Origin of the sequence: Salinibacter grassmerensis, assembly GCF_947077765.1 — a bacterium.
Lineage (GTDB): Bacteria > Bacteroidota > Rhodothermia > Rhodothermales > Salinibacteraceae > Salinibacter > Salinibacter grassmerensis.
In genome coordinates this window covers 89,185-102,797 of the sequence record NZ_CAMTTF010000006.1, presented here as the reverse complement: position 1 = coordinate 102,797, position 13,613 = coordinate 89,185, and the positions used below count along the sequence as shown (strand labels likewise).

7 protein-coding genes are annotated in these 13,613 nt (G+C 63.6%); 4 read left to right on the top strand and 3 right to left on the bottom strand.

What is annotated here, in order from left to right; translation table 11 throughout:
• Positions 1 to 111 precede the first annotated feature (111 nt).
• The 3 genes from OJB03_RS12870 to OJB03_RS12860 all read right to left on the bottom strand — a co-directional run bounded on the left by OJB03_RS12870 (position 112) and on the right by OJB03_RS12860 (position 6,330).
• The gene (locus OJB03_RS12870) at positions 112 to 2,565 is read right to left on the bottom strand and encodes a hypothetical protein (protein WP_263788094.1); all 2,454 of its coding nucleotides are present in this window, start codon (positions 2,563 to 2,565) and stop codon (positions 112 to 114) included.
• A 448-nt stretch (positions 2,566 to 3,013) separates the two neighbouring features.
• A complete protein-coding gene (locus OJB03_RS12865; protein ID WP_263788093.1) occupies positions 3,014 to 3,775 on the bottom strand; it encodes a LytR/AlgR family response regulator transcription factor in 762 nt (253 codons plus the stop codon).
• An 83-nt stretch (positions 3,776 to 3,858) separates the two neighbouring features.
• On the bottom strand, positions 3,859 to 6,330 hold the full coding sequence (locus tag OJB03_RS12860; protein WP_263788089.1) for a sensor histidine kinase: 2,472 nt from the start codon (positions 6,328 to 6,330) through the stop codon (positions 3,859 to 3,861).
• Between the two features lie 611 nt (positions 6,331 to 6,941).
• Here OJB03_RS12860 and OJB03_RS12855 point away from each other — a divergent pair.
• The 4 genes from OJB03_RS12855 (at position 6,942) to OJB03_RS12840 (ending at position 13,573) form a co-directional block, all read left to right on the top strand.
• Positions 6,942 to 7,736: a hypothetical protein gene (locus tag OJB03_RS12855; protein WP_263788088.1), complete on the top strand. Its 795-nt coding sequence runs from the start codon at positions 6,942 to 6,944 to the stop codon at positions 7,734 to 7,736.
• Between the two features lie 109 nt (positions 7,737 to 7,845).
• Positions 7,846 to 10,863 carry a hypothetical protein gene (locus tag OJB03_RS12850; RefSeq protein WP_263788086.1) on the top strand — a complete coding sequence of 1,006 codons (3,018 nt, stop codon included), beginning with the start codon at positions 7,846 to 7,848 and terminating at the stop codon, positions 10,861 to 10,863.
• 140 nt (positions 10,864 to 11,003) lie between these two features.
• A complete protein-coding gene (locus OJB03_RS12845; RefSeq protein ID WP_263788084.1) occupies positions 11,004 to 11,501 on the top strand; it encodes a hypothetical protein in 498 nt (165 codons plus the stop codon).
• Between the two features lie 476 nt (positions 11,502 to 11,977).
• Entirely contained in the window at positions 11,978 to 13,573 is a 1,596-nt protein-coding gene (locus tag OJB03_RS12840) for a methyl-accepting chemotaxis protein (protein WP_423816381.1), read from the top strand.
• The last annotated feature ends 40 nt before the right edge of the window (positions 13,574 to 13,613 follow it).

Here is a 13,613-nt window from a genome sequence, read left to right as displayed (position 1 = left end):
GGGTTGAATGCTGGTCTACCGCCTGGGGGATCCCGGCTTCTGCGCCCGGTCTAAACAGCTATCTCCACGCCCACCTTTTCAGGCATACTTCGCTCCGCCCGTGGCGGGGCTTTACAGCGGTGGCGCCTCAATGGAAGCCTCGCCGTTGAGCACGGCCTGCGCGTACTGCAGGGCAGGGATGTTCGGGTCGGCGTCGCGCCAAGCGCCCACAAACCGCTCGTAGTCGGCGCGGGCAGCTTCCATGTCGCCAGCGGCCTCGTGCGCCCGGCCCGCGAGGTGGTGGCCGTACGGGTCGGTGGTTGCAATGATGTGGGCAAGGGACAGTGCGGACTGCGGCTCACCCTCGTCGATGTACGCCTTCAGTTGGTGCTCTGCGGCCTCCCATTCACCACCGAAGATCACGACCAAGGGGCCGAGATGCACGTGAGCGCTATCCAGCACGGAGTGGGCGCTGGGCTGCCCGGCGCGAAGCGCCGCCAGTCCGTCCAGGGACGCCAGGTAACCGCGGGCCCCGTTGGAGAGGTCGGCGTTACCGGACTGCTCGAGCTCCGGGATGGCTTCCTGTAGCACACGCCGCGCGTTCTGGACCGAAGCCGAGTGCTGAGCGGACGAGTCCGGTGCCTGCATCATGGTCAGGCGCGCCTGGCGGTAGCAGCCCATCAGGCGATACAAAGGTGGGGCTTCCGTCCTGCATAAGGGGTCAGCCAGGCCCAGTGGGACATCGGCGGCGGGCATCGCCTCACGACTGACTAGCCGAGTGGCGGCCTCCAGGCGGGAGAGCCGCGCCGAGGCAGAGACCTGCGACGTGTCCTGCACGAAGCTGCGCAGTTTATCGTAGTGTCCGGCCCGGAGCCACGCGATGGTGCGAAAGGTAAGGAGCCCGTTCCGCTCGGCAAACACGTCGCCTATCCGCGCCTGCGCTTGGAGCGCTGCCGCCGTAGGATCACGCATCAGCGCGCCTCCGAGGAATCGTCCTCCTGCAGGATAGGATCCAGACTCAAACTGACGGAGGACCTCGGCCTGCTGGGTCGAGTCGCCATAGGCCATCTGCAGCGCCCCCTCCAGGGACACGAGCTCCGCGCTTGGGTCGTCTCTACTACTCTCCCGGTCGACATAATGCCGGTATGCGCGCAGGTGCTGACGGGCCTCGATCGTGTCGCCATGGGCAATGGCCGCCTGGGTAAGGGCGAAATAGGCTGGCGTCATGGTAGAGTCGAGCGCAAGCACCCGGCGAAGCCCATCGCGAAAAGCAGCTGTGAAATGCCCGTCGGTCCCTGCGTCTACCGCCTGGGCAACCACCGGGTTGTAGATGGCGTTGCTGTACTCGTACCATAGCTCCGGATCAGATGGGGAGGCCTCGACGGCATCTTTCATAATCCTAGCTGAACGGACGTGGGCCCCTTCTCCGGCAGCGACCGCGCTCTGGAGGAGGGCCCGTTCCCGGGCCGGAAGGCGACTGCCGTAGCGGCCGGCCGCGCGCAGATGCAGTCGGGCCTGCACCTGAGCCTCTTGTAAATCGTCGAAGAGGGCAGACGATGGAACCAACGGGTAGGTTTTCGCGAGACGCAAGTGGGCCATCGCAAAGGTGGAATCGAGATCAACGGCACGCTCAAACTCAGGAATGGCCTTCTCGAAACGCGACTGCCGGAGCCGTTCCTCGCCCCGAAGGTAGGCACGCAGCGCCTGGAGCGACTCTGTCGTCAACGCCGACACGTCAGGGGCGGGCAGGGCCTGTCCATCCCGTTCACTGCCGCGCGCAGCTTCGACGGCTTGCACGGTGACCTGATCGATGAGCGCCATGAACGAATCGGCGTCCCCTTCAGCCCGCAACCGCCGCAGCGACTGGCCTGTTTGCGTATCGTGCACCGAGGCCGAAATACGCATCGTGTTCCCAACAGACACCACGTCGCCCACAACGGCTAACGCAGCCTGCGTGGCACGGGCGGCGACCAGCGTGGTGGCAAGGTCTGCGGCGGCGCCATCGGGGGCATGCTCCCGCCAGCGTGCCAATACGGTGCGGCTATCGATGGCATACAGGCCGCTCATGCCGTCAAGGTTTGTCGTCAGCATACTCACCATGCCCTTGTGCCAGACCTCCGTGTCAGGGCCACTTACGGTGAAGGGCATCACCGCGATGACCTGCACACCCTCAGGCAGGCTGACGGCTCCAGGCAGCACCGACGTCTCGGCGGTTGAAGACACCGATGCACTCCCAAAAAACCGGTCGGCGGCCACTCCGATGAGGACGACCCCCAGTAACGCGGCAATTAGGTATTGAATCTTCTTCCCTGTCGCTTGGCTCTGCGACTGCATGGGATCGACCTCCTCGGTGCGCTTCAGCCCCTCGGGTGTCAGCTCGAAGGCCCACGAGAACGCCAGCATGAACGGCAGGCCCACCGCCAGGAGAAACAAAAACACAGGGAGGACCCACGGCGGTGCCCCCAGAACCGGCAGTACCGTGTCAGCGAGCTGGATCAGCACCCACCCGCTGGCCAGATAGGCCCCACCGGCCTTGAAAACATTCCTTCGACGCAGTTCTGAGAAAAGGCGAGGAAGCTCTGGCATGGTCACCGGCATGCTAACGGGAAGACACTCAGCGAGCGATCGGCCTTGGTCACTTTTTAAAATAACGAGCACCGCCGTGAAACGCTTCATCCATTGGCGCTCTCGCTACAGCGCCACGTAAACAAGGCCTCCATCCTCACCCATCCCCAGCCGCTTGAAGTAGACCCTCGTTTCCGTAAGCGGATACGCGCCGCTATGCGGAAATCCGGCAAACCAGTGGATTTGCGTGGGCGCATTCTAGGAAACTATCTCTCAGATAGGGGGCCGTGACCAGTAGAGATAAGCCTTAGACTGGTGTTGATCGGGCATGAGAAACGTCCCTTCCTGCCGCTTTGGAGAGATCTGCGGTCCTCGCTTGAAGCACCTGGTTCTTCTTGGCTCTCAGGCCCGTAGGGAAGCCACGCCCAACTGCGACGTGGGCCTGCTCGTCGTGCTAGAGGGGCCGGCACTACAGGCTCATCTCATCTCGAAACGTCCGCGAGCGCCGGTGGGAGAGCTCCACGTCAGTGTCACCGGCAAGGTGGGCCACTAGCTTGCCATTCGGGCGGCTGTTCATGGCTTGGACCCAGTCGAGGTTGAGGATGTGCTGGCGGCTGGCCCGAAAGTACTGGTCTGGGTCGAGACGCTCCTCAAGGTAATTGAGCGAGCGGTGGATCAAGGGCTCTCCGTCGCCGAAATAAAGCTGCGTGTAGTTGCCGGCGGCCTCGAACAGGTGCACTTCGCCCAGGCGGACAAACCAGCAGCGGCGCCCATCCTTCACGAACACTTGATCTTCGGCGGTGAGTGTGTCAGGCTCCTCACTCTCGTCGGTGCCGGGCTGGGGCACCGGCCCTGCAGCCTCGTCCGACAGGGCGGCCTGCTTCTGAACGGTCTCAAGGGCGTCGGCGAGGCGCTCTTTCTCAACGGGCTTCACGAGGTAGTCCAGCGCGTTGACCTCAAAGGCGCGGATCGCGTACTGGTCGTAGGCGGTCACGAAAACAATGTGCGGCACGTCACTCAAACGTTCGAGGAGGTCGAACCCGCTGTCCCCCGGCATCTGCACGTCGAGCAGGAGCAGATCCGGATCGAGTTCCTCAACGGCCGCCTCGGCTTCGGTGGCGTCGGCGGCCTCCCCGACGACCTCGGCGGAATTGATCTCTTCAAGCATGCGGCGGAGTTCGCTGCGCACGAGGCGTTCGTCGTCGACAATGAGGGTGTCGAGCGTAGGCATTGCGGACTGAGGAATGTCTGCACGTGAGAGAATGGAAGGGCGAGTCGATTTCCGGGGTGCGGGTGCGACGACGGGGCGTTTTGCTACGGACCGCCGCCCCCGGTGGGGACTGTGTCGCGGAGGACAGGCGTGGATCCGGACGATGCCGCCCCGTCCCTGGCGAGCCGGTCGTCGAGGGCCGACGGGCGTGGAATCCGGGCGATGGCCGCGACCGTCTCCGGCTTGATTTGGGCAAGCCTCAGCGAGGCCTCCTCGCCGAAGAGAAGCTGCAGTCGCTCGCGGGCATTCTCCAGGCCGGTGCCGCTTCCGCGCTCTGCACCGGCCTCCTCGCCGAGTTCCCCTGGGTTGGTGACCCGCAGACGAAGCGGGGACTCTTCGCCCTCGATGGACGCCCGGCTCTCGGCGTCTGCTTCGACTCGAATGGTTCCCCCCGCCCGGTGCTGCCCGATGCCGTGCTTGACGGCGTTCTCGACGAGGGTTTGCACCAGCATGTACGGAACTTGGCGCTGCAGGGCCGCCTCCCCCACGTCGATGGTCCAGCCGAGTCGGTCTTCGAAACGCATCTTCTCGAGCTCCAGGTAGGTCCGGGTGATCGAGATCTCTTCCTCAAGCGACACGGTCTTTTGGTCACTCGCCTGCAGCGTCTTGCGCAGCAGACGGGCCAGCCGCTCGACCATCTTTTTTGCGCGGCCGGGCTCTTCGGAGACGAGCGCCCGTACGCTCGCGAGGCAGTTGAAGAAAAAATGCGGGTTGAGCTGCAGCTTGAGGGCGTCGAGGCGAGCCGTCTCGGCCCGGGCCTGCAGCTTCCACCGGTCGATCTCAGCCTGTTGATACTTCCGGGCGGCCTGCACGCCGAAGTATATGGCTATCCAGATGCCCATGAAGATCGAAAAGCCGAGTGCTGCGGGAAGCATCTCATCCAGGACAGCCCACAGCCAAGGGGCCCACGCGGTCGGCAAATCCGCTGGGTCCAGCGCGAGCGGAGAGGTAACGAGGACATACGTGCTTCCCAAAAGCACGGCGGAGGCTATGGCCCGAGGGAGGAGTCGTCGCGGGGGAAGCGTCGACCAGTTCTGCCATTTTACGTACATCCGGAAGGCGTGAGTAAGCCCGACCCCCGGCGCAACAAGGACTCCTGTTCCAAGTGCCGTCTCCAAAAGCGTCTTCCAGCCTGTATTCTGTCCGAGTCCTGCGTATAATACTGCGCCTATCAGGAGTGCTCCCCAGCCTCCTGCCTGGCAGACCCAGTAGCGGGGGGAGCCCACCAGTAGGCGAGTCACGTTCTCGTCGTCGGCGTCGGTCAGGCCGCCGCTCTTCGCCCGCTCCCGCGGAGGTGCAGAGGGACGCTCCGTGGTAGGTTCCAGCGAAGACACATCGGCTCCAGTTTGGGGCGTTCCGTTTGAACGCCTCGCGTCCTGTGGCTGCTCTTCCCCAGGCAGAGGGGCGTGCCGCATCGGTTCTGCCTCTCCGGAGCCCTCTGCAAAGGCTTCCGAGGAGGGCGGAAGTCGAGCCGTCGCAGTTACCGTCTCCGGACTGCTCTGCTCCAAAGTTAGCGAGGCGTTGGCTCCGTACAGCAGGCGCAATCGCTCGCGTGCATTGTCCAGTCCCATGCTGTTTCTCCGAGTGGATCCCGCGCCTTCCTCCAGTTGGCCCGGGTTTGCAACGCGCAGGCGCAGCGCGTCCTCCGGTGATTCAGAGGAAGCGTCATCCAAGATTGCTTCCACGCGGATGGTGCCGCCGCCCCGGCGCTGCCCAATGCCGTGCTTAACGGCGTTTTCGGCGAGGGTCTGCACCAGCATGAACGGTACCGAGCGGCTTTGGGCCGCCTCAGAGGCGTCGATAGTCCACTCCAAGCGGTCCTCGAAGCGTACCTTTTCGAGCTGCAGGTAGGTCTTAGTCGTCGAGAGTTCTTCTCGAAGCGGAACGGTTCCCTCCTCGCTTGCCCGCAGCGTTTTTCGGAGCAGACGGGCCAGGCGCGCCACTACCTCCTTGGCCCGGGGAGGGGATTCGCTGATGAGGGAGCGAACGCTCGCGAGGCTGTTGAAGAAGAAGTGTGGATTAAGCTGCAGCTTGAGGGCGTCGAGCCGGGCCGCCTCGGCCCGGGCCTGCAGCTTCCACCGGTCGACCTCGGCCTGCCGGTAGTTCCAGGCCGCATGCACTCCAAAATAGATTGCGATCCAGGCCCCTACCACAAGCACGTTTCCAATTGATCCCTCAGCGAGTGAGGGCTCTGCTCGGTTGTGCGCAACTCTCCCCAGCGGGCCGAGGGCCACGAAAAGGAGCTTGAAGCTGGTAAAGAGTCCCCCAATGACGACGGCGGCGGTCACGCCCCGCGGAACGAGCTGCTTCAGAGGAAGGCGTGTCCAACCGTGCCGTTTCGCGTACGCCCGGAAAGCATGAGTGAGGCCGATGCCGAGGGCAGTTCCCAAGAGCCACGAAAGGAGGGTTGTCTGAATCTCACCGGGGGCCCAGTTCTCTGGATGAATCCCCAAGGCAATTCCAAGGACTGACCATCCAGCGACCTGACACAGCCAGTAGGTACGTGTGCGATTCATCGATCGTCGAGGCTCGGTTCGAAAGACTCGCGAACCGGCGCCCCCCCGTAGGCGGAAGAGGGCGCCGGGCGCAGGCGAGGCCGTTTCCTCGTCGTGAATGTCCTATCGTCGTGGATGCAGTGTATCGCTGTGGATGCAGTGTACCAAGACGCGTGGAGAGACGGAAGTGGCGTCCGATGAGCGCGAACATAGCTCGATGAGCGTGCGCCGCCGCTGGGCTCAATGACGGGTTGGACCTCAAGGCCAGTCTTCTCCAAACGGCGATGCATTCCCCCGGTGACGCATCTCCTTCCCCACTGCGCAGGTGCTCCGCTGGGCCGGGAAAATCTGGAACGATCCTCCCTGTACCCCCGGCACTGCGGTGGACACCTGCATCCTCACTACGCCCGTCTAGCGACGTGAACGTTCACAAACGACATTCTACGCCAATCGAACAGCCCAAACCCCCCTTCCGACGTTCAATACAACCCCCCGCAACGTTCGGCACTCGGGCCTGCGCCGGAGACGCCACGCTCCCGCCGACAGGCTCTTCAGTGTATTCCGCCCAAGCAAAACAAATCTTTGCCGTCATGTTCTCGGTCGCTTCCTTCTCCCAGTCTCGGTTCTCTACGGTGAGGGCCCTTTTCGTCTCCGTCCTCCTGCTGGCGGGGGCCGCCACGCTGACTACCTCGCCCGCCATGGGTCAAGACAAGTTTACCGCCCAGAGTCCGGCCGACACGTCTGACGCGCCAGCCATTTCCGGTCAGTTCAGCGGAGGGCTTATCGGCGGCGTTCCGGTTGGCGGCCTCCGCAACAACGTCGGCACCGGAGGTGGCATCCGGCTCTCCCTTGCCGAGTGGATCAACCGAAGCCCCGTCCTGCTTGGCCTCGACCTCGGATTTTTCGGCTACGGCCACACGGAAGAGTCAGTGCCATTTAGCTCGACGGTCGGCCCCCGCGTGCCGGTGGAGGTATCGACTAGCAACAACGTGCTGGAGACGCACCTGACGGCTCGCCTTCAGCCTCGGACGGGCCGCTTTCGGCCCTACGCCGAGGCCCTGGCCGGCTTCAAGTACCTGTTCACCCGCACCCGCATCGACGAGGACGACGTTGGCGGTGATCTCGGGGACGAGGTTGCCAGCTCTACCAACTTTGATGACTTTGCCCTCAGCGGCGGGGTCGGGGCAGGCGTCGACATCCAGGTCTATCGGCAGGACAATCCGTCCAAGACACTGCGCAGGGTCGACCTGCATTTTGGGGTGCAGTACCTGCTGGGCCAGGAGGCGGAGTATCTCACCGAGGGAGCGCTAAACGACCAAAACGGCAACGGTCAGCTCGACCGCAGCGAGATGGACATTCGTCGCTCGCGGACGACCTTCCTACAGCCGACGTTCGGCGTGAGCCTCCGCCTGGCCGACACCGACTAATCCGAATTGAGAGAGATCTGAAAGCTGCGAGAGATCGTCATTGTCTTTCTCCGCTTGATTTTCCTCCGCAAAAAAGCACCTATCATCCCCTGTGCCTCTTTTCACCGGATTGCGTTGCCAACGCCCATCAATCCCCACACTGTTCGATCGCGCGTTCCTCTGGGCGCTGGTCCTGACGACACTGCTGGCCGGCGTTCTCACGCTCGTGGCACCGACTGCTCAGGCGCAGGTCAGCTACGACGCCCGGTACCGCCCGCAGGCCGACTACCGGTTTGCGGAAACGAGCCGCTTCGAGATGATCTACCCGGCCGGGGCCGATACGACGACAGCCCTCTTCCAGGGCGCGCTCCAGCGCAGCTTCCAGGGCACCCGTTCCATCGTGGGAACCGGCACGGAGGGCTTTGAACTTCCCGTCGTGGTCGACCCGACCTCCGGCCGCGCCAACGGCTTCGTGACTCCGATCAACTTCCGGTCACACCTCTTCACGGCTCACCCCACGTTCTCGTTTGGGGCCAAGTATGACTCCTGGGCGCAGACGGTCGCGCCCCACGAGTTGACCCACGCGATGCACTTCGAGATTGACTCCGGCATTGGCCTTGGCGGACTGGCGGGCCTATTCTCGGAGGATCTCTCCCGGGGGCTCCATAACTTTCAGCCAAGCGGGTGGGCAGAGGGCATCGCCGTCTACCGCGAGAGCCAGCTGAAGCCTGGGGCCGGGCGGCTCAATGCCCCGCTTCAGACGATGAAGTACCGCGCCGCGCTTGGTTCGGATGATCCCTGGAGCGTTGGAGAGGTGATGTATTCTGGGCTCTACGAGCGTCCCTTGCGTCGGCACTATCTCGGCGGCGGGCAGCTGATCGAGCACATGGCCGAAGAGCGCGGGGACACGGGCTTCTTCCGGCGCGCGGCCCGGTGGAATCACCGCCTCCCGTTTTTGGGCTTTGGGATGGCGCTCTGGATGGGGACCGGCCAGACGCCCGCCCAGCTTAGCGACTCGTTTCTCGAGGACGAGCAGCAGGAAGAGCGGCGGCGCCTCGATTCACTTCGGCAGGCGGCCGAGCACGGGATCACCGAGCCTGCGGTCCTTGTCGGCACCGAGGGGCTGCACGTCCGCCGTCCCTACTGGACCAGCGACTCGACCCTTGTGGCCTACGCCTCCGGCTACGCCACGCAGCCGGGCTTCTACCGGATCGATGCCCACAGCGGCGAGCGACACGCGGTTAGCCACCAGGCCGTCACGTCCGGATACACCTACGCGCTGGGGCCGGACACAACGGCCCTCTACTTCGCGCGCCAGCACCCGGACCTGCTTGTTCGTAGGGCCACGACACCGAAGACGCATCGCCTGCATCTCCGGACTGGGGAGGCCCGGCTCGTGTCAGAGACCGGCGGCGTATTTACCCCGGCCAAGGCGCCAGGCGGGCCGGTGTGGGCGGCCCGGCGGGACGGCTCGTTTAGCGAGCTGGTGACCTTGGGCGAAGAGGGCGCAATCCCACAGGCCCACCGCCCGGGCCTCCGCTATAAGCAGGTCGCCCCCTCTCCCTGTGGCGACACGGTTGCGGTGCTCGCCAATGCCGGTGGGAAGCAGGGACTCTACCGCTTCGACCCGTCTACCTCGACGCTCGAGCCGTGGCTTCGGTTTGAGGAGGGCACCATCTACGACGTGAGCTGGGGGCCGGAGGGGCGCTACCTGCTCTTTGCGGCCGACCCCTCGGGCATTGCAAACATCTACGCTTTGGACCGCCGCGACGGGGACGTTCGGTGCCTGACGACCGTGCGCTACGGCGCGCTGGAGCCAGCCCTCTCGCCCGACAAGGAGCAGGTGGCCTTCGCGCGCTACCAGCACGAGCGCTTCGAACTCGCCACGATTCCCTTCCAGCCGGAATCGCCGCGGCCCGTCGCCGAACCCCAGCGCGCCTGGGCTCCGCAGGGAGACGTCCTGATGGCCTCGGCTGGGCCGGCCGTGACCCTGGCACAAGACAAGGAGAACGCGTCGGGCGCGGTCGGCGTCACGGCGGAACGGTCGCGTTCTGGTGCCGACGCGGCCTCTCTGCGCGAGCAGTCGCGGCCGTATGAGGGCTGGCGTCACCTCTTCCCACGATCGGCCGCGCCTGTTCTACGAGGCATCGGTGACCTGCTCGGCACCTCTCTCGACGGTGAGAACCTGGGCGTTGGAGCGGGGCTGAATGTGTCCGGCACCGACCCGCTCGGGCGATGGGCCTACAACGCCCAGGGGTTCTACCAGGCGGATCGGCTATGGGGCGACTTCTCCGTCGAGACCGGTCTCCTGCCTGGCACCCCGTCGCTTACGGCCTTCAACGGTCCGGTGGAAGTCGTGCGAGAGACGGGCAAAGGCGCCTCGCGTCTAGAGGCATTCGAGCTCCGAGGCTTGGGCCTCGGGGTGGGCCAGCGGTTCTTGTTTGAGAAGAACGTATATACAACGAGCCTAACGGCACGCCTGGAGGGCGGGTACCGCCAGTCCCGTCCCATCACGGCGAGCGGCGAGGCGGAGGGAGGCTTCACGGGCAGAGCCAATATAAGCTCCGAGCTGACGTTTAAGTACCGCGTCCAGAAGAACATTCGCGACCTGGTGCCGAACACCGGCGTCCGGTTAAACGCGAGCGCCGAGACGGACGTGCTTACTCCCACGGGCACCACCCCCAGCCGGTATTTCCGGCAGCGGGTCGACGTGTTCTGGCCCCTGCTCTCGGGGCACAATGTAGGGCTGCGCACGAGCGCATCGTTCCTCACGCAGAGCCGCCGGTCGTTCTTCGACGTCCAGTCGTTCGCGCCTCGCGGCTACCGAGACCTCGCCGGTGCTCTTCCAGGATCCGGCAACTACCTTCGCCTCGGCGCGAAGGTCACCCAACCGCTCTGGTGCATGGATACCGGGTCGGTAATGCTACCGGTGGCCGTCGACGCCCTCTACGGATATGGGCTTGGGCAGGCGCAGTACCGAGTCGGGGGCGGCGTGGGCCCGACGCTCGGCGAGCGGCGCGCCTCGGTCGGGGCCGGGCTGGGACTGCGATTGCGCCCGTTCGGCGGCATGAGCCTGGCCCTGGAGTTCGGCGTCTCCTACCGCATCGATGCTCACGGCGAACCCCGGTGGGCTCCTCACCTCGAGTGAAGGCCTGATAAGTTGACAGTGCTCGACCGGGCGGGTGGCTGTCTCAAAAGCACTCGTGCTACGAAGAGGGGGCCGGCGTTCGGAGACAGCACACGAGAATCCTCCGACTCTCTTCCACGCTTTGCAAACCCTATTCTGTCATGGACAACCGAAACGTGAACAACGAGGACACAGCCCCAACAGACATGGCTTCAGTGACCCGCCCGGCGGAGCACGTGGCGTCGGCCCCTCCCACTCGCCAGGTTTTGAGGGCTGTCTTGGGCGGTGTCCTCGGCGGCGGAGTCTTCGCTATCATTCAGCACCTTAGCCCTGGATTTCTCACAGACCCCGCGCTCGTTCGCTGGGTCTTCCTCCACGCCGTGCTTGGCGGGGCGATGGTGAGCGCTTGGCAGGCGACCACGTGGTGGGCGGCCGCTCGGTTTTCGCTGTCCCGTCATGGAGTTGCTTTGGTGTCCAGCCTTACGGCAGGGGTGCTTGTTGGGACGGCCGCGCTGCTCGTGGCCACGTTGAAGCAGGGTACTGGGGCCGGCGGGCTGCTCCTGCTGCAACTGCCTTGGAAAGATGCGCTCGGAGGATTTGTCGGCGGTGTGGTCGGAGGTGGGATGTGGAAACTGCTGTCGCCAGATCTCCACGGCTAGAATCCTTCTCAAGGGGAGGCGACCGGTATTCGTCTCGGGCATGTGCGAGCGACCTGCCACGGGTCGAAGAGACAAGTTCAGATCTGGGCGACGACAAGCGTCTCGAATGCGCTCCGGAGCTTGAAGTCAGGCGTTTGGCAGATGAGCGTTGGGAACCCCACCCTCCGGATCGACATCGTGCCTCTCCAAGGCGGCCGATGAGACAGAGCCGGCCCTCACGGTGAATATGAGACACAGGGTCTGCACGCCCTTGACCTCGACCTGTCGGTTTTGCGGAGGGTACCGGCACCGTGTTCTCCAATTTGGAGCTACCGGAGGACAGTCTGCTCCCGAAATACGTGAGTTTGATCGGGCAGAGTTGGAAAGAAGCAGCCAGGGAGGTCACGGACTGGTTTAAACGCGCGCCCCAAAAGGTCGATGATTCAAAACGGGGGCAAATTTCACTTCACAGATCATGTGCCTCGTCTCTCTAGACCATGCGCGATACGAAAACTGAGGGCAAAGGTGGAATCATCTCGAAAGCGTTGTACAGTTTTGGCGCACTCGCCACGGCACTGGAAAAAGCAACCCCGGACTTTCTGCGGCGCCGTTTGGACCTCAGGGTCCTCTTGGCGGGACCGGTCTGTTCGGTGATCGGATTCCCGTTCGCCGCCGCATATCTGATAGAGAACGCTCACCTCTCTTTTGTCGTCGCTGGAGGCGGCGTGGCCATTACCGGGTTCATGGTGTATGCCGAAATGTACTGGCTTCTCCGGAAGATGAACGAGAAGGTCATTGAGGTCGAAGGGGGATCTTATGACATCTCCTTCGATTACGAACGGATCGACAGCATTGGCGTGATCTTCGACACCTTCGAGAAAGTAGCGGCGGATTTAGGGCGTTCGATAGAAGAAGCAAACGAGGCACAAAAGCGAGCCGAGAAAGAAGCCGAGCAGGCCCGGAAGGCCGAGCGAGAGGCAGCCGAGCGGAAAGAGCGTCTTCAGGAAGGCGTTGACAAGACGCTGAGGGCAATCAATGACCTTGCGGAAGGAGATCTCACGGTTCGTCTACCGAACCGGCAAGAAGGAGCGATTGGGCGTCTGTTTGAAGGCTTCAACGAGGCGGCAGGCACCATGGGCTCAACGATGGAGCAGGTCCAGAAGGCAGCTCGATCCACGGCATCGGCGACGGAGGAGATCAACAGTTCCTCCGAGCAGATGGCCGCTAGCGCCGAAGAGCAATCCGCGCAGGCAGAAGAGGTAGCCGCAGCCGTTGAGGAGCTGAACCAGACGATCGGCGAAAATGCCCGGAGCGTTCAGTCTGTTGCTGAATCGGCCAGTGAAGGCAGCCAGCAGGCCCAAGACGGACAAGAGGTCGTTCTGGAGGCCACCGCGAAGATGGAAGAGATTGCGGGAGAGGTTCAAGAAACGGCCGATCGGATCGAGCGGCTCCAAGTCTCCAGCGAAGAGATCAGCCAGGTGGTAGAGACGATTGACGACATCGCAGGACAAACCAATCTCCTTGCTCTAAACGCGGCGATTGAGGCAGCGCGAGCGGGCGATGGGCAAGAAGGCGACAACACTGGACAAGGTTTTGGAGTGGTTGCGGAGGAGGTGCGAGAACTGGCAGAGGAAACCGACAAGGCGACCTCCGAAATTGCCGAAATCATCGGAGAGGTGCAGTCCGAGATCGACGACACGGTCGAATCGGCCCGGCGCTCACGAAGCAATGCAGAGGAGGGCATCGACCTGGTCCGGAGGGCCAGCGGCAGGCTTGAAGAGATTGTACAGTCAATTGAGGAGGTCGAGGCAAAAGCCGACGAGATCGCAGCCGCTTCCGAAGAGCAGTCCACCACGAGTGAAGAGATCGCCCGGAGCGTTCAGTCCATCTCAACGGCTGCACGGGAGTCTGCTCAGGGCGTGACGGAAGTGTCAAGCACCTCAGAGCGCCTTCAAGAAGTAACCACCAAGCTTCAGCGGCGGGTTCAGGCGTTCAAAATCCACCAAGAAACTCGGCAGGATCCATCGGGGGACGGTACGTTCGATTCAACCTCCAATCGGCAGAGACCTGAAGCCCGGAATGGGCACCAGTGAGCCTCGGAAGAGAAGCGAGACCCTCCAGGTCTTTAACCTT